The sequence below is a fragment of the Terrabacter sp. AAH1 genome (assembly GCF_054456855.1).
Genome location: NZ_JBTJJV010000001.1, coordinates 182,050 through 203,347 on the forward strand (window position 1 = coordinate 182,050; position 21,298 = coordinate 203,347).

17 protein-coding genes are annotated in these 21,298 nt (G+C 72.3%); 3 read left to right on the forward strand and 14 right to left on the reverse strand.

Features of this window, described 5'->3' with window-relative positions:
* Positions 1–62: 62 nt before the first annotated feature.
* Both ACXR8F_RS00870 and ACXR8F_RS00875 read right to left on the reverse strand, forming a co-directional pair.
* The gene (locus ACXR8F_RS00870) at positions 63–1,088 is read right to left on the reverse strand and encodes a TAXI family TRAP transporter solute-binding subunit (RefSeq protein WP_458798382.1); all 1,026 of its coding nucleotides are present in this window, start codon (positions 1,086–1,088) and stop codon (positions 63–65) included.
* Positions 1,085–3,247 (reverse strand): TRAP transporter permease, encoded by a 2,163-nt coding sequence (locus ACXR8F_RS00875; protein WP_458798383.1) that lies wholly within the window; start codon positions 3,245–3,247, stop codon positions 1,085–1,087. The genes ACXR8F_RS00870 and ACXR8F_RS00875 overlap by 4 nt, the downstream gene beginning before the upstream one ends.
* A gap of 92 nt (positions 3,248–3,339) precedes the next feature.
* On the opposite strand from ACXR8F_RS00875, the gene ACXR8F_RS00880 reads away from it, so the two are divergent.
* The 3 genes from ACXR8F_RS00880 to ACXR8F_RS00890 are packed head-to-tail and all read left to right on the forward strand — an operon-like array spanning position 3,340 to position 6,382.
* Positions 3,340–3,999 (forward strand): response regulator transcription factor, encoded by a 660-nt coding sequence (locus ACXR8F_RS00880; protein ID WP_458798384.1) that lies wholly within the window; start codon positions 3,340–3,342, stop codon positions 3,997–3,999.
* A gap of 14 nt (positions 4,000–4,013) precedes the next feature.
* Positions 4,014–5,414: a HAMP domain-containing sensor histidine kinase gene (locus tag ACXR8F_RS00885; protein ID WP_458798385.1), complete on the forward strand. Its 1,401-nt coding sequence runs from the start codon at positions 4,014–4,016 to the stop codon at positions 5,412–5,414.
* The gene (locus ACXR8F_RS00890; RefSeq protein WP_458798386.1) at positions 5,411–6,382 is read left to right on the forward strand and encodes a TAXI family TRAP transporter solute-binding subunit; all 972 of its coding nucleotides are present in this window, start codon (positions 5,411–5,413) and stop codon (positions 6,380–6,382) included. Before ACXR8F_RS00885 ends, ACXR8F_RS00890 begins: the two co-directional genes overlap by 4 nt.
* Before the next feature lie 13 nt (positions 6,383–6,395).
* Here the strand turns inward: ACXR8F_RS00890 and prmC are convergent, their stop codons facing one another.
* From prmC to lysA, 12 genes are all read right to left on the reverse strand, one after another.
* Positions 6,396–7,262, reverse strand: coding sequence for a peptide chain release factor N(5)-glutamine methyltransferase (gene prmC, locus ACXR8F_RS00895; RefSeq protein WP_458798387.1), 867 nt, complete (start codon positions 7,260–7,262; stop codon positions 6,396–6,398).
* Positions 7,259–8,350: a peptide chain release factor 1 gene (prfA, locus tag ACXR8F_RS00900; RefSeq protein WP_045188392.1), complete on the reverse strand. Its 1,092-nt coding sequence runs from the start codon at positions 8,348–8,350 to the stop codon at positions 7,259–7,261. The genes prmC and prfA overlap by 4 nt, the downstream gene beginning before the upstream one ends.
* 111 nt (positions 8,351–8,461) lie before the next feature.
* Positions 8,462–8,677, reverse strand: a complete 216-nt coding sequence (rpmE, locus tag ACXR8F_RS00905) for a 50S ribosomal protein L31 (protein ID WP_045188565.1) — start codon at positions 8,675–8,677, stop codon at positions 8,462–8,464.
* 151 nt (positions 8,678–8,828) lie between these two features.
* Complete coding sequence (locus ACXR8F_RS00910; RefSeq protein ID WP_458798388.1) at positions 8,829–10,922, reverse strand: HAMP domain-containing sensor histidine kinase; 2,094 nt, start codon at positions 10,920–10,922, stop codon at positions 8,829–8,831.
* The gene (locus tag ACXR8F_RS00915) at positions 10,919–12,367 is read right to left on the reverse strand and encodes a glycosyltransferase family 2 protein (protein WP_045188390.1); all 1,449 of its coding nucleotides are present in this window, start codon (positions 12,365–12,367) and stop codon (positions 10,919–10,921) included. The genes ACXR8F_RS00910 and ACXR8F_RS00915 overlap by 4 nt, the downstream gene beginning before the upstream one ends.
* Positions 12,364–13,422, reverse strand: coding sequence for a HEAT repeat domain-containing protein (locus ACXR8F_RS00920; protein WP_458798389.1), 1,059 nt, complete (start codon positions 13,420–13,422; stop codon positions 12,364–12,366). Before ACXR8F_RS00920 ends, ACXR8F_RS00915 begins: the two co-directional genes overlap by 4 nt.
* Before the next feature lie 49 nt (positions 13,423–13,471).
* On the reverse strand, positions 13,472–13,873 hold the full coding sequence (locus ACXR8F_RS00925) for a response regulator transcription factor (protein WP_045188385.1): 402 nt from the start codon (positions 13,871–13,873) through the stop codon (positions 13,472–13,474).
* A 147-nt stretch (positions 13,874–14,020) separates the two neighbouring features.
* Positions 14,021–16,096, reverse strand: a complete 2,076-nt coding sequence (rho, locus tag ACXR8F_RS00930) for a transcription termination factor Rho (protein WP_458798823.1) — start codon at positions 16,094–16,096, stop codon at positions 14,021–14,023.
* 280 nt (positions 16,097–16,376) lie between these two features.
* Complete coding sequence (locus tag ACXR8F_RS00935; RefSeq protein ID WP_458798390.1) at positions 16,377–17,378, reverse strand: homoserine kinase; 1,002 nt, start codon at positions 17,376–17,378, stop codon at positions 16,377–16,379.
* A gap of 4 nt (positions 17,379–17,382) precedes the next feature.
* Positions 17,383–18,477 carry a threonine synthase gene (thrC, locus tag ACXR8F_RS00940; RefSeq protein ID WP_458798391.1) on the reverse strand — a complete coding sequence of 365 codons (1,095 nt, stop codon included), beginning with the start codon at positions 18,475–18,477 and terminating at the stop codon, positions 17,383–17,385.
* A complete protein-coding gene (locus ACXR8F_RS00945; RefSeq protein WP_458798392.1) occupies positions 18,477–19,793 on the reverse strand; it encodes a homoserine dehydrogenase in 1,317 nt (438 codons plus the stop codon). Before ACXR8F_RS00945 ends, thrC begins: the two co-directional genes overlap by 1 nt.
* A gap of 84 nt (positions 19,794–19,877) precedes the next feature.
* On the reverse strand, positions 19,878–21,296 hold the full coding sequence (gene lysA, locus ACXR8F_RS00950; protein ID WP_458798393.1) for a diaminopimelate decarboxylase: 1,419 nt from the start codon (positions 21,294–21,296) through the stop codon (positions 19,878–19,880).
* Positions 21,297–21,298 lie beyond the last annotated feature (2 nt).

The following is a 21,298-nucleotide window of genomic DNA, read 5'->3' on the forward strand; positions in this document are numbered from 1 at the left end:
GGCCCGCCGTACGCCGCTCGCGCTCCCTGCGCGGGACGGGCGGCGTACGGTGCGGGCGGGGCTCACAGGGCGTCGAAGGCCTGCTTGCTGCCGGGGGCGAGCGGGATCGGGTCGGTCTGCGGGCCGGTCTCGGCCGTCAGCTCCTTGGCGGCGGGGTGCACCTTGGCCAGCTCGGCGCTGCTCCCCCAGATCAGCTTCGTCAGGGCGCACGCGTTCGCGGCGGCGAAGTCGTCACGCACGAGCAGCACGTTGGGCACGACGATGGTCTTGACGTCGCCGGGCAGGCCGTAGGTGGCGGCCGGGACAGTGCCTTCGGCGTACACCGGGTTGACCTCCTTCATCTTGGGAAGGTTGGCGGTGATGTCGAGCAGCTCGACGGTGTCCTTCTGCGAGGTGAACAGGTCGGTGAGGGCGGGCGTCGGCAGGCCGCCGGACCAGACGAAGCCGTCGATCGAGCCGTCCTTCATCGCGTCGACGGTCTTGCCGAGCTCGAGGCGCTGCGCCGCGACGTCCGAGTTGATGTCGAGGCCGGCCGTCTTGAGCAACCGTGTCGCGATGACCTCGGTGCCCGACTTCGGTGAGCCCGTCGAGATCCGCTTGCCCTTCATGTCCGCGACGGTCTTGATGCCGGAGGCCTTGCGAACGACGACCTGCGTGTAGTTCGAGTGGATGCGGCCGAGGGCCTGCACCTTCTGGGGCTGCTTGAAGGCACCCTTGCCGGCGACCGCGTCGGCTGCCGTGTCGGCGAGCGAGAAGGCGATGTCGTACTGCCCCGCGGCGAGCTGCTGGATGTTCTGCACCGACGCACCGGTCTCGGCGGCCGTCGCCTTGAGCTTCGTCTTCGCCGACATGAGGCTCGCGATGCCGCCACCGAGCACGTAGTAGACGCCGGTGCTGTTGCCCGTGGCGATCGTGACCTGGCCCGCCGACGCCTCGCAGCCGCCGGCACCGGTGGCGCCGCCCGCGGCGCTGCCCTGTGGTTGCTTGCCGCCGCACGCACCGAGGGCGAGCGCCGCGACGGCAGCTGCGGCGACGAGCGGGACGGCTCGGCGACGGGTCCGGGAGGGCGTGGTGCGGGTGTGGGTCATGACAGCTCCTTCGCTGGCTGGGGTGCGGAGTTCGGCGAGAGTGGGGTCGGGGGTCCGTCGCGCCGGGAGCGCGACAGGTTGAGCAGCACCGCGGCCGCGAGGCAGGCGGCGCCGATGAGGATGGTGACGGGCTGCAGGAAGAGGAGCAGGCCGGCTGCCGGCACGCAGAGCAGGCGCTCGACCCCGTTCGCCGGGCGCAGCAGCCAGCCTCCGGTGACGGCGGCCAGAGCGGCGACCGCGAGCATCGAGACGGCGGTCGTCCAGACGATGTCGACCACCGGGCCCTGCAGCAGCAGGTGCGAGCCGTTGTCGGTCATGACGAACGCGAGCGGCGCGAGGAACGCGGGCAGCGTGTACTTCGCCGCCTGCCACATGGTCTTGATGGTGTCGCCGCCCGTGATGGCCGCCGACGCGACGGCGGCCAGGGCCGTCGGCGGCGAGACCTCCGACAGCACGGCGTAGTAGAAGATGAACATCGCCGTCTCCGGCCCGCTCACGCCGAGCGTCTGCAGGGCCGGACCGATGACGACCCAGCTGATGATGAAGCTCGCCGTGACCGGGACGGCCAGCCCGAGCAGGATGATCGCCAGCGCCGAGAGCACCGCCGTGATGACGATGACGAGGGCCGGGTTGTCGGTCACCGCGTTGGCGGCAGCGACAAGCAGGTTGGCGAGGTTCTGGCCGAGCCCGGTCTTGACGATGACCGACGTGATGATGCCGGCCGCCGCGCACACGGCGGCGACGGGGAGTACCGAGCGCACCCCGGCCGCGAGCGCCCGGTAGAGCTGCACGGCATACGTGAGCACGGCCCGACCGCGCGACTGCACCCTCGAGTCCGGGTCGAGCGGGTCCCGGCGGGAGACGAACCGCTCGACGAGGCCGACGGCCGCGGCCAGCGCGGTCGAGTAGATGACGGCCTTGAACGGCGGCACCCCGAGCGCGAGGAAGACGACGATGACGCCGAGCGAGAGCAGGTGGTAGCCGTAGCGGAGCAGCAGCCGCCACGGGTTGCGCCGCGGCACCTCCACGGCGTCCACCCCGAAGCGGCGGGCGTCGATCTCGACGGCGAGCACGATCCCGAGGTAGTAGAGCAGCGTCGGCACGCTGGCCCAGAGCAGCACCTGCAGGTAGCTCGTCTGCAGGTACTCGGCGATGATGAACGCCGCGGCACCCAGCGTCGGCGGCGACAGGATCGCGCCGATACCGGCCGCCGCCAGCATGCCGCCCGCGTTCTCGCGGGGGTAGCCGGCCTTCCTGAGGATCGGCCACGAGACCGCGCCGAGGCTGACGGCGGTGGCCGTGCCCGACCCGGACACCGTGCCGAGCAGGAAGCCGCTCAGCGTGACCGTGCGGCCCGGAGCGGTGCGCGAGCGGCCGAAGACCGAGAAGCTGAAGTCGATGAAGAACCGCCCGGCGCCCGTCGCGTCGAGCACGGCCCCGTAGATCGTGAACAGCACGATGTAGGAGGCGCAGACGTCGAGCGGCACCCCGTAGAAGCCGGACTGGTCGTTGTAGAAGCCGTTGACGATCTGGTCGAAGTCCACCCCGGCGTGCGAGATCGGCCAGCCGACCGGCAGGAACCCGCCGTAGTACGCGTACGCGAAGAAGGCGACGCAGACGACCGGCAGCACGAGCCCCGTCGTGCGGCGGCACCCCTCGAGGACGAGCAGCGTCAACAGCGTGCCCATGGCGACGTCGGTCGCGGTCAGCTGGCCCTGACGGTCGAGGAACGCGTTGAAGCCTCCCGCGCTGTCGCCGAGGGTGACGGGGAGCACCGGGTAGAGGCAGACGGCCAGGGTGACGAGGGCCAGCAGCCAGTCGTGGACGCGAGGATCGTCGCTGGGGCCGCGGTCGCCCGGTGCACGCTTGCGGCTGCGGTAGGTGACGAACACCAGCGGCAGGACGAGGCCGAGGAAGAGCATGAGGAAGAACTGGTTGCCCTGCCGCAGCGGCACGAACACCTGCAGCAGCACGAACACCGAGATGGCGAAGCAGTAGAGCGTCACGAGCGAGTCGAGCCGCTCCCCCAGCCGTCGCTGCGGACGCTCCTCGTCGTACTCGGCGATGAGGTCGTCGACGTCGACCGCCGAGGCCTCCGGATCCTGCTTGCTCGCCCGGACGCGATCGGGGCCTGCTGTCACCGCTTCGTTGAGGGACATGCCCGGGAGGCTGCCACCGATGGTGGCCCTCGAGAGGTCCGCGAACCGATTCTTAACACCCTCTTGAGGATTCAGCGGGCTAGCATCGCCGGATGCGTGTCCTCATCGTCGAGGACGACGACTCCGTCGCCTCCGCCCTCGCCGACGCCCTGCGGGCGACCGGCCACGACGTCGACCGCATCGACTCGGGAGTCGACGCCCTGCTGCGCCACCACGACCGCGAGGTCGTGCTGCTGGACCTGGGTCTGCGCGACGGAGACGGCTTCGAGGTGCTGCGCAAGCTGCGCCAGGTCAGCCGCGCCCCGGTGCTCGTCGTGACGGCCCGATCCGACGAGCGGTCGACGGTGCGAGCCCTGCACCTCGGCGCCGACGACTACCTCGTCAAGCCGATTCGTCTGCGAGAGCTGCTCGCTCGCATCGACGCGGTGACCCGGCGACAGCCCACGGCCAGCCCTCCCGATGATGTCGTGGCCACGCATGGGCTCCTGATCGACCTCGCGGCACGGACCGTGATCGGCGCGGACGACACGCCGATCTCCCTGACGGCCAAGGAGTTCGCTCTCCTCGCTGTTCTGGCGAGGCGTGTCGGCACCGCCGTGAGCCGCCAGCAGATCCTCGACGAGGTCTGGGGCGACGCGTTCGCGGCCGCCTCGCGGTCGTTCGACGTGCACCTGACCCAGGTCCGCGCCAAGCTCCCGGTGCCGGAGCTGATCACGACGATCCGCGGCTTCGGCTACCGCCTCGAGGCCTGACCGTGCGGACCCGGGTGCTGGCCCCGATCCTGGCGTGCGTGCTGCTCGTCGTCGTCGCCATCGCCGTGCCCGCGCTGCAGGCGATCTCGCGCGAGCGCACGCAGGAGCTCGTGCTCAAGAGGTCCACGTCCCTCGCCCGCTTCGCCAGCCTGGCACGCTCGAGCATCGACACCGGTGACACCACCGCCCTCCGGCAGCACGGAGAGACCTACCTCGAGCTCTACGGCGAGCCGGTGCTCGTCATCGACCCCTCCGGCACCGCGATCTTCCAGACGCCTGAGCTCACGCTCGACGATCCGGGAGTGGCGGGGGCGGCCACCGCGGCGCGCCGCAACCAGCCGATCGACACCCTGCCGGTCGTCTTCCCCTGGAGCCGGGCCGACCACCTCATGGCCCAGCCCGTCGTCGGCACCGCCGACCTGACCGGCGGGGCGGTGGTCACCCGTGTCGACGCCACCGCGGCCATCGGCGACGTGCGGGCGCGGTGGGCGCTGGCGCTCGCCGCAGCCGTCGCCGGTCTCGTCGTGCTGACGGTCCTCGGACTGTGGCTGGGCCGCTGGGTGCTGCGCCCGGTGCGCGAGCTCGACCTCGCCTCGCAGGCCCTCGCCGAGGGGCGCCTGCCCGACAGCCTCGGTCGCACCGGCCCGCCCGAGCTGCGGCGGCTCGCGGAGTCCTTCGACCGGATGGCCGCCTCGGTCACCGGCACCATCCGGGAGCGCGGCCGCCTCGTCGAGGACTTCTCGCACCGGCTGCGCAACCCGCTCGCGGCCCTGCGGCTGCGCGTCGACGCCCTCGCGCACGACGAGGTCGAGACCACCCGCGGCGCGTCGCTCGCGCAGGTCGACGGTGACCTCGACCGTCTCGAGCGGATGGTCGACACCATGCTCGACCTGGCGGAGGCGGAGCACCGCACCGGCGCCGGCTCGGTGCGTGGGCTGCTCGACCCCGACGAGCGTCCCCTCGAGCTGACCTGCGACCTCTTCGCCGACGAGGTCGTCGCGCGGTGGCTGGCTCAGGCCACCGAGCGAGGGGTCACGCTGCGTCGCAGCGGCCTGGACCACCTCGGGCTGCGCTGCTCGGCCATGGACGCCCACGACCTCGTCGACGAGCTCGTCGAGAACGCCCTGCGGTACGCCGGCCGCGACGCCGAGGTGGTGCTGCACCTTCGGATCGAGGACGGCACGGCGGTCGTCGAGGTCAGCGACACGGGCGCGGGCCTGCCCGCGGACGAGCTCGCCCTCGCGCTCGACCGCTTCTGGCGCTCCCCCGCCCACCGCGACACGGACGGCACGGGCCTCGGACTCGCCATCGTCGCGCAGCTCGCCCGGGCCAACGGCGGTGCCGTCGAGCTCGCCGCGAACGAGCCCACCGGCCTGCGGGTTCGGCTCGCGCTGCCGGTGGCGGAGGCGACGTGAGCACGCGCCCGACGTCACCGCGGTCTCGCCCCTCCCGTCGCACCGTCGTGCAGGCGGTTCTCGGCGGCGTCGGCGCGGCCGTGCTCCCGGTCGCCGGCTGCACCTCCTCCTCGAAGCCGGGACGCCTCGACATCGCGTGCGGTGAACCGGGAGGCACCTACATCCAGTTCGGACGGCTGCTCGGCGGAGCCGCCGTCGCCGAGGGTCTCGCCGAGTCGTCGACCGCCCTCGTCACCGCGGGCAGCGTCGACAACCTCGACCGGCTGCGGAGCGGATCCGCGGCCCTGGCCATGTGCCTCGCCGACTCCGCGCGTGAGAGCTCGTGGGCGCCGGCGGCCATCGGGCGGGTCTACCAGAACTACCTGCAGGTCGTCGTCCCGGCGGACAGCCCCGTGACCTCGGTCGAGCAGCTGCGTGACCGGCCGGTCTCGATCGGGGCACCGGCGTCGGGCACGGCGGCGACGACCCGGCGCGTCTTCGGCGCGCTCGGGCTGCTCGACGCGAGCACGCGTCCGGTGCGCGTCACCGAGCTCGTCCTGGCGGAGGCGGTCGCGCGTCTGCGCACTGGCGCGCTCAGCGCGCTCGTCTTCAGCAGCGGCATCCCGATCCCCGCCCTGACCGCCGTCGCCGCCGACCTTCCCGTGCGGCTGCTCGACCTCTCCGACGCCTTCGGGAGGCTGACGGCGGCGCAGCGGGAGGTGTTCGTGCGCACGACCGTGCCCGCGGCCACGTACGCCATGGCCGAGGACGTGACGACGGTCGGCGTCGCGAACCTCCTCCTGTCGCGGCCCGACCTGCCCGACGACACGGCCGCTCGCCTCGTCGACCTCGTGCTCGCCCGGGCCCGCGACCTCGTGCCACCGCCGTCGACCGGCATCCAGTACCTCACCCAGCAGACGCTCGTCGACACCTTCCCGATCGCGCTGCACCCCGGCGCCGCACGGCGCTACCGGGAGCTGCACGGCTGATCGACGGCCCCGCTCAGCCGGCCCGACGCGCCGTCGTGACCCGCGGGCGCCCCGACAGGTCGGCGTGGTCGGCCTCGTCGACCCACAGACCGGTCGAGGCCATCCGGCGCGGCAGGCTCTCGCCCTGGGAGTCGGCGTGCTCGACGAGCACGAGGCCGCCGGGACGCAGCAGCCCGGCCGCGACGCGCACGACCGCGAGCGGGATCGCCAGCCCGTCCTCACTGCCGCCGTAGAGCGCCATCTCGGGGTCGTGGTCGCGCACCTCCGGGTCGAGCGGGACCGCCCCGACCGGGATGTACGGCGGGTTGACCGTGACCACGTCGACCGTGCCGGCCCACTCGGGGAAGCACGGGGCCGTGGCGTCGCCGTTGGCGAGGCCGACGTCGAGACCGAGGCGGTCGCGGTTCGCCACGGCCCAGGCGTACGCGTCGGGTGACAGCTCGAGGCCGCGCACCTCGGCCACCGGGCACTCGTCCTTGAGGGCGAGCGCGATCGCGCCGGAGCCCGAGCAGAGGTCGACGACGCGCGCGCCGTCACCGCCGTCCGCGAGCTGCGCGAGCTCGGCCAGCGCGAGGTCGACGAGCACCTCGGTCTCGGGTCGGGGCACGAAGACGCCGGGGCCGACCGCCAGGGTGAGCCGCCTGAAGTGTGCCCGGCCCGTGAGGTGCTGCAGCGGGACCCGGCGGGCGCGCTCGTCGACGAGGACGGCATACGTCGGCGGCAACGACCGGCGACCGAGCACCATGAGGCGACGCACCTCGGACCCGTCGGTGCCCAGCACGTGGGCCGCGAGCTCGACCGCGTCGACGTCGGCCGAGGCGACGCCTGCGGCGCGCAGCTGCCCTGCGGCGGCGCGTATGCCGTCGCGCAGGTCGGTCACGCCGACGACCCCGTGCCCTCGGCGAGGGCTGCGAGCTTGGCCGCCTCGTCGGCGTCGAGGGCGGACTGCACCACCGGGTCGAGGTCGCCGTCGAGCACGGCGTCGAGGTTGTAGGACTTGTAGCCGGTGCGGTGGTCGGAGATGCGGTTCTCGGGGAAGTTGTAGGTGCGGATGCGCTCGGAGCGGTCGACGGTGCGCACCTGCGAGCGGCGGGCCGCGGACGCCTCGGCGTCGGCTTCGTCCTGGGCGATCTGGTGCAGGCGGGCCCGGAGCACGCGCATCGCGGCCTCCTTGTTCTGCAGCTGCGACTTCTCGTTCTGGCACGAGACGACGAGGCCGGTGGGCACGTGCGTGATGCGCACGGCCGAGTCGGTCGTGTTGACGCTCTGCCCACCCGGGCCGCTCGACCGGTAGACGTCGATGCGCAGGTCGTTGGGGTCGATCGTCACCTCGACCTCCTCGGCCTCGGGCATGACGAGCACGCCGGCCGCGGAGGTGTGGATGCGGCCCTGGCTCTCGGTGACGGGCACGCGCTGTACGCGGTGGACGCCGCCCTCGTACTTGAGGCGCGCCCAAGGGGCCTCGCCGAGACCGGGCGTGCCCTTGGCCCTGACCGAGACGCGCACGTCCTTGTAGCCGCCGAGGTCGCTCTCGGTGGCGTCCTCGATGGCCGTCTTCCAGCCCCGCTGCTCGGCGTAGCGCAGGTACATCCGCAGCAGGTCGCCGGCGAAGAGGGCCGACTCGTCACCGCCCTCCCCCGCCTTGACCTCGAGGATGACGTCGCGGTCGTCGTCGGGGTCGCGGGGCACGAGCATCCGCCGCAGGTGCTCCTCGGCGTCGGCGAGGCGGGCCTCGAGCGCCGGCACCTCCGCCGCGAACGACGCGTCCTCGGCGCCGAGCTCACGCGCTGCCGCGAGGTCGTCGCCGGCCGCGGTCCACTCACGAGCCGCAGCGACGGTTGGGGCCAGGGCGGCATACCTCTTGTTGAGGGTGCGCACGAGGTCCTGGTCGCTGTGGACGGCCGGGTCGGCGAGCCGGGACTCGAGCTCGGCGTACTCGTCGAGGATCGACTGCACGGAGTCCAGCACGGTGGGGTCCTTCGGTCGGAGCCGGCGTCAGGGGGACGTCAGGTCGGGGAGGAGGGAAAACGAACGCCGGCCCCCGACGACCGAAGTCGTGGGAGCCGGCGTGCGGGAGACCTACTTGGCGGCCTTCTTGCCGTAACGGGCCTCGAACCGGGCCACGCGGCCACCGGTGTCGAGGATCTTCTGCTTGCCCGTGTAGAACGGGTGGCACTGCGAGCACACGTCGGCAGAGATCTTGCCGGACTTCTCGGTGCTGCGGGTGGTGAACGTGTTGCCACAGGTGCAGGTGACCGTGGTCTCCACGTAGTCGGGGTGAAGGTCCTTCTTCAACGTCGTCTCCTCGAGGTAGTCGGCCGGGTCGGTGTCGTCGCTCGCCACCGTGGTGGGTCGCTCGGCCGTGAACCGGTCCAAAGGAAGAGTGTGCCAGAAAGGCGCACCTCCTCCCAAACGCGCCTGGGGAGGCGGGCATTCCCGTCGGGTGCTAGGCCATGACCCCTGCCGGCTGGGCCACCGGGAGCACGACCTGCATCGTCGAGCCCTCGCCCTCGACGGACGCGATGACGAGCTCGCCACCGTGGCCCTCGACGATGGCCCGCACGATCGCGAGGCCGAGGCCGGTGCCGGGGATGGCGGCCGCGGTCGCGTTGCCCGCGCGGAAGAACCGCTCGGACAGGCGGGCGAGGTCGGCCGCCGGGATGCCGATGCCGGTGTCGTGCACCGAGATGATGGTCGAGCCGCCGGAGCGCTCGGCGGTGAGCACCACCTCACCGCCCTCGGGAGTGAACTTCACCGCGTTGGAGCCGAGGTTGATGAGGGCGCGCTCGACCTGGCCCCGGTCGACCTTGACGACGAGGTCGTCGGGCACCACGGGGCAGATCAGCCGCACGCCGGAGGCCGCCGCGACCGGCTCCATCGTCTCGGTGACGGTGCGCAGCAGATCGCGCACCGCGACCTCCTCGGCGATCGCCTGCAGCCCGCTGATCTCGATCTTGTTGAGCACGAGGAGGTCCTCGATGAGACCCCGCAGGCGGGTCGCGTTGCGACCGATGATGTCGAGGGCGACGTGCTGGCCGTCGGAGACCTCGCCGAAGTCGCCGTCGACGAGCAGCTCGAGGTAGCCGCTGATCGAGGTGAGGGGCGTGCGCAGCTCGTGGCTCACGGTCGCCATGAAGTCGGTCTTCTGGCGGTCGAGCTCGGTGAGCCGCTGCACCTGCTCGTCCTGCATCTGCGAGAGGCGCAGCGACACGATGGACTGGGCGGCGATGGCGGCGCACTGCTGCGCGGCCTGGATCTCGTGCCGGTGCCAGCGCCTCGGGGCGTTCACCATGAGCACGGCCATGATCCCGAGGCCGCGCCCGCCCGTGCCGACGGGCAGCATGAGGAGCGAGAGCGCACCTGTGGCCCGGTGGAAGGCGCGGACCCGCTCGTCGGCGTACGCCCCGTGGGCGAGCAGGTCACCGAGGTCGAAGAAGCCGGCGTCGCGTCGCAGCTCGTCGTTGACGGCACCCACCTGCTGCGCGAGCGAGCGCGGCAGCGGCGGGAGGTCGGGCAGGTCGTCCGTGTGCCACTGGAGGCGGTCCTCGATGGACTGCCCGTCGTCGGCGAGCGTGTAGAGCAGCACGCGGTCGGCCCCCAGCCCCGCGCCGAGCTTCGACGTGACGCGCTGGAGCGCCTCGCGCACGTCGGCCGCCCCGCGGGCGCCCCGGCCGACGTCGAGGACGAGCTCCTGCATCTCGAGCACGGCCGCCTGCTGGTCGACGAGGCGCGCGTTGGCGCGCGTGAGGTCGTTGAAGTCGCGTGCCAGCATGCGCACCTCGAGCGCCCCCTCCTCCTGGTTGGCCATGGCGATGACGTCCTCCTCGGCCTGGCGGCGTACCACCTCGCGCAGCCTGGCCAGGGGGCGGCCGACTGCGCGGTCCATGCCGAAGCCGGCCGCGACCAGCACGATGAGCACGAGGGCCGCCGCGGCGATGATGACGCCCGACGTGATGCCCGTGGCCTCGCGGGAGTCGACGCGGGCGGCGTTTCGGTGGGCGCGGATGGTGTCGCCGAGGCTGGCGCTGGCCTGGCCGAACCGGGCGTATGCCGTCTCGGCGCGCGTGCGAGCAGCGGGGTCGACCGCCGGCGAGCCCGACGCGCTGCTCGGCGCCCCGGCGAGAGAGGCCTTCGCGGCTGCGAACCACTCGTCGACGGTCGCCCGCTCGGCCCCGAGGAGCGTGGCGTAGCGGGCCCGGTCGGCGGCTGCGAGCTCGGTGCTCTGGGTGCCCCGCTCGACGCGGTCGAGCTCGTCGTCGATGCGCGCCTGCAGCGACAGCGGGTCGACCGGGGCGGGTGCCCCGACGACGGCCTGGCGCCAGGCCCCCTCGGCGCGCGTCATGTCGAGGACCACGGAGCTGTTGGCCTCGGACGCGGGTCCGAGTGCCAGGGTGAGCGCGCGCACGGCGGCGCTCTGCGAGTGGATCGTGGCGACCGAGACGACGGCGCTCAGCGGGACGAGGATGACCAGGATCCCGATGAGCACACGGATCTGGCTGCCCACCGAACGCCTCGAGACGGCCGGTAGGCCGCCGCTCACGCGGCTTCCTCGTCGAAGCCGGTGCGGGTCATGACGCCCCAGACGTGCTTCTTGCCGCGCAGGCTCGACCACCAGCCCTCGAGACGCCACCACACCGTGAGCTGCCGGTAGCCGATGTTCTCGAGCACGGAGGCGGCGACCGTCTGCCAGATCGCGCGCCAGCGGTCGTGCTTGTGGAAGGCCCACTCGTCGACGACCATCGCCGCCAGGGTGACGAGCACGGCATACCCGTAGGCGAGGACGAGGAAGAGGATCGCGAACGGCACGTTGACGACACCCAGCAGCAGCGCCAGCGGCACGATGAGGATGCCGAAGAGCTCGAGGAGCGGGGCGATGAGCTCGAAGAGCCAGTAGTACGGCAGGGCCACGGATCCGATGCGGCCGTACTTCGGCCGGAACAGCATGCTGCGGTAGGCCCAGAGGGTCTCCCAGAGGCCGCGGTGCCAGCGACGGCGCTGGTTGCGCAGCACCTTGGCCGTGACCGGGACCTCGGTCCAGGAGACCGGCTCGGGCACGAACTCCACCTTGTAGTCGCGGCCCTCGTCGCGCATGCGCTTGTGGATGCGCATGACGAGCTCGAAGTCCTCGCCGATGCTGCCCGGGTCGAGGCCGCCGACCTCGACGACGACGTCGCGGCGGAAGAGCCCGAAGGCGCCGCTGATGAGGATGAGGCCCCCGAGGCGTGACCAGCCGGTGCGGCCCAGGAGGAAGGCCCGGAGGTACTCGACGAGCTGGATGCGCGGGATCCACGTCTGCGGCATCTCGACGCGCACGATGCGGCCCGAGACCACCCGGCTGCCGTTGACCGGACGGATCGCCCCGCCGGTGGCGACCATGCGGGTGGGGTCGTCGGCGAAGGGCCTCGTGACGTGGAGCAGGCCGTCGGGCTCGAGGATCGAGTCGCCGTCGATCATGGCGACCAGGGGCTCGCTCGCCGCGTTGATGGCGACGTTGATCGCCTCGGAGCGACCGGAGTTCTCCTTGCGCACCACGACGAGGCGCGTGCGTCCGTCGCGAGGCACCCAGATGCCGAGCACCCTGGCCCGGATGGGCACCTCGGCGGGCAGCTCGCGAGGCACCTGGACGAGGTCGAACGCCTCCTCGAGGCGCGCGAACGTCTGGTCGCTGCTGCCGTCGTCGACGACGACGACCTCGTGGCGCGGGTAGCGCAGGGTGAGGAACGACTTGACCGCCGTGACGATGCCGGCCTCCTCGTTGTAGGCCGGCACGAGCAGCGAGACGCCCGGGGCCATCCCGGCGCCCTGCCACGTGAGGGCCGTGGCACGCCGCCGCTGCTGGGCTCGGAACTCGAGGTAGGCGAGCCCGATCAGCAGCAGCAACGAGGAGTTGATGAGCACGAAGTAGATGATGATGGGGACGCTCGAGACGTCCATGACCCACACGACGAAGGACCGCAGCCCGTCGGTGAAACCGTCCCAGCTCATGCGTTCGCCTTCTGCAGACTGGCCATGAGCCGGGCGGTGCGCACCGCGGGATCGTCCTCGTGGCCGGCGAGTGCTGCACCGCCGCCGGGTCCGAGCACGAGCAGGGCGCTCGCGGCGAGCTCGGCGAGACGCGGGTCGGGGTCGTCGAGCAGGGCGGCGAGGGTGGGGACGGCGGTGTCGTCGCCCAGCTCGCCGAGCGCGTGGACACACGCACGGCGGAGCGAGAGGGGTTCGGTGGGCACCGTGTGACGGGACAGCACGGCGGCGTCCTCGTCGCGCCCCAGCCGGCCGATCGCCGTCGCGGCGGTCTCGCGGACGGTGAGGTCGGTGTCGTGGTCGAGCAGGTGCCGCAGCTCGGGCAGCCCACGGGTGAAGCTCCGCTCGCCGCTGAGGTGGGCCGCGACCATGCGGGTGCGGGCGTTGTCGTCACGCATGCCCTCGCGCAGGACCTCGGAGATGCCGACGCCCATCGACTGGAGCGCCTCGGCCGCCGTGGCCGCGGGCAGACCACGGTCGGGGGCGCCGATCGCCGCCAGCACGGCGCCGGCCGCGCTCGGGTCGCCGATGAGGCCCAGCGCGTAGGCGGCGCTGTTGCGCACCTCGACCGACTCGTCGCTCAGGGCCTCGACCAGCAGCGGGACGGTGTGGTCGGCGCGCGCGAGGCCCAGCAGCTGCGCGGCCCGGGCTCGTCGGACCGACGACCGGTGGGTCAGGTCGGAGACGGCCGCGTCGACGGCGCCGTGCACCTCGAGCACCCGGATGAGCTGGTCGCCGGGGCCGCCGCGGATCTTGGTCAGGAGCTCGACGATGTTGCTGTCGAGCACCGTGCGCGTGACACCTGTGGCCCACGTGAGCTGCTCGGCCGCGGACCCGTCGTCGTCCTCACCAGACGCCACGGTGATGAGCGGCACGCGCAGAGGGGACAGGAGCATCTGGTCGCGCTGGTTGCGGCTGCGACGCCTGGAGCGCACCGTGACCACGGCCAGGACGAGGAGCAGGCAGCCGCCGAGGACGGCGATCGTCGCGCCGATGAGCAGGGCACCGCCGACGATCACGACATGGCGCCGTTCGACGCGGTCGCCCGCCCGCTGGTCATAGGGCGGTTCACCGCGCCCGGGCGAGCATGCCGTTGACGCGGTGCAGGAGCTCACGCGGGCTGAACGGCTTGATGACGTAGTCGTCGGCGCCGACGGCGAAGCCGGTGTCGACGTCGGAGTCGCGCGACTTGGCGCTCAGGAGCAGGACCGGCACGGACGCGTGCTCGCTCTCGCGGATCTTGCGCAGCACGTCGATGCCCGACAGACCCGGCATCATCACGTCGAGCACCGCCAGCTGGGGCGGGTTGGCGGCGAACGCCTCCCAGGCGCTGATGCCGTCCGGAACGGCCTCGACGGCATACCCGGCCTGGGTCAGCTTGAACTCGACGAGGTCGCGGATGTCTGCGTCGTCGTCGGCAACCAGGACGCGGACGGAACTGGCATCGGGATCGCCGGCAGGCGCAGACATGGCACTCCATGGAGACGTTCGGGTATCGATCACCATTTTAGGAACAAATCACCCGAATGGGCCACGAAACGCCGAAGGGGAGCGGTGCTGTCAGGCACCACTCCCCTCCCGGCGCGACGTCGCGCGGACGTCGCTGCAGGACGCGCGTCAGGACACGTCGTCGAGCTTCGACCCGCTCGTCTGCTGGACCTGCGTCAGGAACTCGTAGTTCGTCCGCGTCTTCTTGAGGCGGTCGATGAGCAGCTCGATCGCCTGCTGCGCGTCGAGGCCACCAAGGACCCGGCGCAGCTTCCACATGATCTTCAGCTCCTCGCTCGCGAGCAGGATCTCCTCGCGGCGCGTGCCGGAGCTGTTGATGTCGACAGCGGGGAAGATGCGGCGGTTGGCCAGGTCGCGGCTGAGGCGCAGCTCCATGTTGCCCGTGCCCTTGAACTCCTCGAAGATCACCTCGTCCATCTTCGAGCCGGTCTCGACGAGCGCGGTCGCGAGGATGGTGAGCGAGCCACCGTTCTCGATGTTGCGCGCCGCGCCGAAGAACTTCTTCGGAGGGTAGAGCGCAGCGGAGTCGACACCACCAGAGAGGATGCGACCGCTCGCCGGCGCCGCCAGGTTGTAGGCGCGACCGAGCTTGGTGATCGAGTCGAGCAGCACGACGACGTCGTGGCCCAGCTCGACGAGACGCTTGGCCCGCTCGATGGCGAGCTCGGCGACCGTCGTGTGGTCCTCCGCCGGGCGGTCGAAGGTCGAGGAGATGACCTCGCCCTTGACGGCCCGCTGCATGTCGGTGACCTCCTCGGGGCGCTCGTCGACGAGGACGACCATGAGGTGGCACTCGGGGTTGTTCGTCGTGATCGCGTTGGCGAGGGTCTGCATGATCATCGTCTTGCCGGCCTTGGCCGGGGCGACGATGAGCCCGCGCTGGCCCTTGCCGATGGGGGCGACGAGGTCGATGATGCGCGTCGTCAGCACGTTCGGCTCGGTCTCGAGGCGCAGGCGCTGCTGCGGGTAGAGCGGCGTCAGCTTGCCGAACTCGACGCGCTTGGCGGCCTCCTCCGGCGTGGTGCCGTTGACCGTGTCGAGGCGCACGAGGGCGTTGAACTTCTGGCGTCCCACGTTGCCCGACGGCTGCTCGCCGTCGCGCAGCGCCTTGACGGCTCCGGTGACGGCGTCGCCCTTGCGCAGGCCGTTCTTCTTGACCATGCCGAGCGGCACGTAGACGTCGTTGGGGCCGGCGAGGTAGCCCGACGTGCGCACGAAGGCGTAGTTGTCGAGCACGTCGAGGATGCCGCCGACGGGCACGAGGACGTCGTCGTCGCCGACCTGCAGCTCGGCGTCGTTCCAGTCCTGGCCGCCCTCGCGGCCACGGCCCCGCTTGCGGTCGCGGCTGCGCTGGCGGTTGCGGCTGCGACGGCTGCCACCGGCGTCATCGTCGAAGTGCGACTGCTGACCGCGGGTGTCGCCCTGGCGGTAGTCCTGCTGCCGGTTGTCGCCCTGCCGGTTGTCGCCCTGTCGCATCTCGTGCTGGCGGTCGCCCTGGTCCTGCTGGCGGTCCTGCTGGCGGTCCTGCTGGCGTGCCTGCTGACGGTCCTGCTGCTGGTCCTGCTGGCGGTCCTGCTGGCGGTCCTGCTGGCGTGCCTGCTGACGGTCCTGCTGCTGGCCGCGCTCGTTCTGGCGCTCGGCGCGGCTGCCCTGCTGCCGATCCTGCTGGCGATCGGACTGCCGGCTGGAACGGTCTTCGCGGCGCTCGGACTGGCGCTCGGACTGGCGGTCGGACTGCTGGCCGCGGCCACGCTGTCGGCTGCCCCGGTCGTCGTGCTCGCCTTCGGCGCTCGTGCCGGCGCTACCGGCGGCCCCGTCGTGGGACGTGCGGGTGCCGGTGTCGGTGCCGGCGGACGAGTCGGCGGGAGCGGCCGCCCGGTCGGCGTCGGTGCGGCGTGCGGCCGGTTCTGCCCGGTGCGCCGTCTCGGCCGTCTCGGTCGTCTCGCTCGTCTTCTCTGCCTGGCCGGACGAGCCGGCCGGGCGGCTCACGCGACGGGACGTGCGGGCCGGCGCAGCGCCGTCGGACGTCTCGGTCTTCGCAGCTGCGGGGGCGGTGGCCGCCGGGGCCGACGAGCCGCCTGCCTGCCGGGCCTTGATGGCCTCGACGAGGTCGCTCTTGCGCATCTTCGTCGTGCCGGTGATGCCCATCGAGGACGCGACGCCCTTGAGCTCGTCCAGCTTCATGGCCGACAGACCGGACACCGGACGGGTGGTTGTTTCTGACACGAAGGATCCTTCCCCCTCGTTTGCGGCCCGGGAGACAGTGCGGGCCGGAGCTGGACCAGGTGACCTGGTCGTCTGAGATCCACTTCGGCGCAGAACGCGCCCAGAGGCAGGTGACTTCGCCTCAGCGTGGGGGTGATGCACCGTCCTGCGAGTGTCGCGGCTGTGGTGCGCGCCAAGAATACCATCCGACCGTTCCGCCGACCGGGCGGTTGCCCGGTGTGTCTTCGCTCGGGCGCTCTCAGCAGGCGCTGACGGTGGCGCCGTGGCTGGGCACGCCCGGGGTCAGCCGCTCCCAGTGCGGCGCGAGCCGGCCCGCCTGCACGCTCGCGGCAGCCTCGCGCGTCGTGAGCACGAGGACGCTGGGGCCTGCGCCCGAGACGACGGCCGCGTGCCCCTGCGAGCGCAGCTGGTCGACGAGCTCCATGGTGTCGGGATAGGACGGGCGGCGCGCCTCCTGGTGCAGCCAGTCGCGCGTGGCCGCGTGCAGGTGGGACGGGTCCGCCGTCAGCGCGTGCACGAGCAGCGCGGCTCTGCCCGCTCCCGCGGCAGCTGCAGCGAGCGGCACCGTGGCGGGCAGCACGGCGCGGGCCGTGCGGGTGGCCAGCTGGGTCTCGGGGACGAACACGACGACCTCGACGTCGGGGTGCGGCTCGATGCGCGCCGTGACGGTGCGCTCGCCGTGGTCGTGGCCGCTGTCGTCAGGCATCCAGCTCACGGTGAGGCCGCCGAGGGCGCTCGCCGAGGCGTTGTCGGGGTGCCCCTCGAGCTCGCTCGAGAGGTGCGTCGCCAGCCCGAGGTCGATGGGCACCTCGTCACCGGCGGCCGGCCAGCCGGCATACGGCTCGGCGTCACCCGGCTCAGTGACATCGGGGGTGACCCCGAGCGAGAGTGCCTGCGCGGCAACGACCCCCGCGACGATCGCCGTGGCGGACGACCCGAGTCCCCGGCTGTGCGGCACGCCGTTCACGGCGACGATGCGCAGCCCGGACGGCGGCTCGACTCCCAACGCGTGCCAGGTGTGCTGCATGGTGGCGTGCACCAGGTGGCGCTCGTCGGTGGGCACGTCGGCGGCGCCCTCGCCCGTCACCTCGATGACGAGGCCGAGCTCGTCGGACGTCGTCAGGACGTAGTCGTCCCAGAGGCCGAGCGCCAGACCGACGGAGTCGAAGCCCGGGCCGAGGTTGGCGCTGCTCGCCGGCACCCGGACGTGCACGGACCGCCCCGCGGGAACCCGGCTCACGCGCTCAGCCCTCGAGGCCGAGCGCCTGCGCGGCGCTGAAGGCGTCGACGCTGACCCGGGTGGGCACGACGTCGCTGCCGTCGGCGGTGCGCAGCGCCCACTGGGGGTCCTTGAGGCCGTGCCCCGTGACCGTGCACACGATGCGCGCGCCGGACGGCACCAGGCCGGCCGCGTGGGAGGCGAGCAGACCGGCCACCGAGGCGGCCGAGCCGGGCTCGACGAAGACGCCCTCCTCGGACGAGAGGTAGCGGTGGGCCTCGAGGATCTGCTCGTCGGTGACGGCGTCGATGCGGCCTCCGGACTCGTCGCGGGCCGCGACCGCCTGCTCCCACGACGCCGGGTTGCCGATGCGGATGGCGGTGGCGATGGTCTCGGGGTGGTCGACCGGGTGACCCAGCACGATGGGGGCGGCGCCGGCGGCCTGGAAGCCCCACATCGCAGGGAGGTGGGTCGCCGGGCCCGCAGGCGCGTCGGTCACCGGCGACGCGAGGTACTCGCGGTAGCCGCGCCAGTACGCCGTGATGTTGCCGGCGTTGCCGACCGGCAGGCAGTGGATGTCGGGGGCGTCGCCGAGGGCATCGACGACCTCGAAGCTCGCGGTCTTCTGGCCCTCGATGCGGGCCGGGTTGACCGAGTTGACCAGGTCGACCGGATAGGCCTCGGCGAGCTTGCGCGCGAGCGTCAGGCAGTCGTCGAAGTTGCCGTCGACCTGCAGCAGCGTGGCTCCGTGGGCGATGGCCTGGCTCAGCTTGCCCATCGCGATCTTGCCGTCGGGCACGAGGACCCCGCAGGCCATGCCGGCCTTCGTCGCGTATGCCGCCGCCGACGCCGACGTGTTGCCCGTGCTCGCGCAGATGACGGCCTTCGCGCCCTTTCGGGCAGCGACGCTGATGGCCGTCGTCATGCCGCGGTCCTTGAACGAGCCCGTCGGGTTGAGGCCTTCGTACTTGAGGTGCACCTCGGCGCCGACGCGCTCGGAGAGCTTCTCGGCGTGGATGAGGGGCGTGCCGCCCTCGTGGAGCGTGACGACCGGCGCACCCTCGAGCATCGGGAGCCGGTCGGCGTACTCGCGGATGACTCCGCGCCACTGGTGGGCCATCACGAACCTTCCACGCGCATCACGGAGTTGACGCCACGGACGACGTCGAGCGTGCGCAGGCGCTCGACCGTGGACGAGAGGGCCGCGTCGGTCGCGGTGTGGGTGACGATGATGAGGTTGGCCCGGGCGGACTCGCCGTCGGACGCCGCCACGAGCTGCTGGCGGACGGTCTCGATGGACACGTCGTGGTCGGCGAAGGCGGCGGCGACCTGCGCGAGCACACCGGAGCGGTCCTCGACGTCGAGGCTGATGTGGTACCTCGTCTCGGCGTCGCCCATGGTGAGGACGGGCAGGTCGGCGTAGCTCGACTCCCCCGGCCCCAGGCCCCCGCCGACGCGGTGGCGGGCGACGGCGACGAGGTCGCCGAGCACCGCGGAGGCGGTGGGGTCGCCACCGGCGCCCTTGCCGTAGAACATCAGCTCACCGGCGGCGTCGGCCTCGACGAAGACGGCGTTGAAGGCCTCGCGGACCCCCGCGAGCGGGTGCGAGCGCGGGATCATCGCCGGGTGCACGCGTACGCTGACGCCTCGCTCGCCGCGCTCGCAGATGGCGAGCAGCTTGACGACGGCGTCCATCTCGCGGGCCGCGGCGACGTCGGCCGCCGACACCTCGGTGATCCCCTCGCGGTAGACGTCGGTGCCCGAGACCCGGGTGTGGAAGGCGAGCGAGGCCAGGATCGCGGCCTTCGCGGCAGCGTCGAAGCCCTCGACGTCGGCGGTGGGGTCGGCCTCGGCGTAGCCCAGCGCCTGGGCCTGCTCCACGGCGTCGGAGAAGCCGGCGCCTGTGGTGTCCATCTTGTCGAGGACGTAGTTCGTCGTGCCGTTGACGATGCCGAGGACCTTGCGCACCTCGTCGCCCGCCAGCGACTCGCGCAGCGGACGCAGCAGCGGGATCGCGCCGGCGACCGCGGCCTCGTAGTAGAGGTCGACGCCCTTCTCGGCGGCGGCGGTGTAGAGCGCCGGGCCGTCCTCGGCGAGCAGCGCCTTGTTGGCGGTGACGACGGAGGCGCCGTGGTCCATGGCGCGCAGGATGAGCGAGCGGGCGGGCTCGATGCCGCCGATCACCTCGACGACGACGTCGGCCCGCGTCACGAGGTCGTCGGCGTCGGTCGTGAAGAGCGACGGGTCGACCCCGAGGTCCGAGCGGTCGCGCCCGGCCCGCCGCACGGCGATGCCGACGATCTCGAGCGGCGCACCGACGCGGGCGGCCATGTCGTCGGCGTGCTCTGTGAGCAGTCGGGCCACGGCTCCACCGACGACGCCGGCTCCGAGCAGGGCGACGCGCAACGGCCGAGGGTCACTCACAGGACTGTCCACGGTGCGAATCCTGCCGCCTGTCCGGGATCTGGACGGCCATTGTTTCGCGATCCGGACATGCCCGGTGCAGGATCTGCGGTGTCATCAGACGTCGAGCGCGAGCAGGTCGTCGATGGTCTCGCGCCTCACGATGAGGCGCGCCACGCCGTCGCGCACCGCGACGACCGGGGGGCGCGGCGTGTGGTTGTACTGGCTCGACAGCGACCGGCAGTAGGCCCCCGTGCCGGGCACGGCCACGAGGTCACCGGCGCTCACGTCGGCCGGCAGGAACTCGTCCTTGACGACGATGTCGCCGCTCTCGCAGTGCTTGCCGACGACCCTCGCGAGAACCGGGTCTGCCGTCGAGGCACGGTTCGCGAGGGTGCACGAGTAGTTGGCGTCGTAGAGGGCGGTGCGCACGTTGTCGCTCATGCCGCCGTCGACCGAGACGTAGACGCGCTGGGCCCCGCCGTCGAGGTCGACCGGCTTGACGGTGCCCACCTCGTAGAGGGTGAAGGTGCTGGGCCCGGCGATGGCGCGGCCCGGCTCGACCGAGATGCGTGGCACGGCGACGCCGTCGGCCCGGCACTCGCGCTCGATGATCTCGGCCATGCCCGCGGCGAGGTTCTTCGGCGGCAGCGGGTCGTGCTCGGTCGTGTAGGCGATGCCGAAGCCGCCGCCGAGGTCGAGCTCGGGCAGCTCGGTGCCGAGCTCGCGGGCGATCTGCGTGTGCAGGCCGACGATGCGACGGGCCGAGACCTCGAAGCCGGACGTGTCGAATATCTGCGAGCCGATGTGGCTGTGCAGTCCGAGCAGCCGCAGCGACTCGGGACGGGCCAGGATGCGCCGAGCCGCCTCGAAGGCGTGCCCGCCCGAGAGCGACAGCCCGAACTTCTGGTCCTCGTGGGCCGTCGCGATGAACTCGTGGGTGTGGGCCTCGACGCCCACGGTGACGCGGATGAGGACCGGGGCGACGACGCCCAGCTCGGTGGCGACCGCGGCCACGCGGTCGATCTCGTCGAACGAGTCGATGACGATGCGGCCCACGCCGTAATCGAGGGCGGTGCGGATCTCGGCGAGGCTCTTGTTGTTGCCGTGCAGGCCGATGCGCTCGCCGGGCACGCCGGCGCGCATCGCGACGGCGAGCTCACCCCCGGTGCAGACGTCGAGGCTCAGCCCCTCGTCGAGGATCCACCGCGCCACCTCGGTGCAGAGGAACGCCTTGCCGGCGTAGAACACGTCGGCGCCGCCGGAGAGGCTGTCGAACACCTCGGCATACGTCTGCTTGAAATCCCTTGCGCGGGAACGGAAGTCGTCTTCGTCGATGACGTATGCCGGCGTGCCGAACTCGCGCGCGAGGTCGGCGACGCTCACTCCCCCGACCGTCAGGGCGCCGTCGGAGCCACGTCCGACGGAGGTCGCCCAGAGCGAGGGCACGAGGGCGTTGACGTCGACGGGGGTCTGGAGCCACGCGGGGCCGCGATAGCCCTCGGCGTGCAGCGCTCCGGCTTCGTGTGCGCGCATTC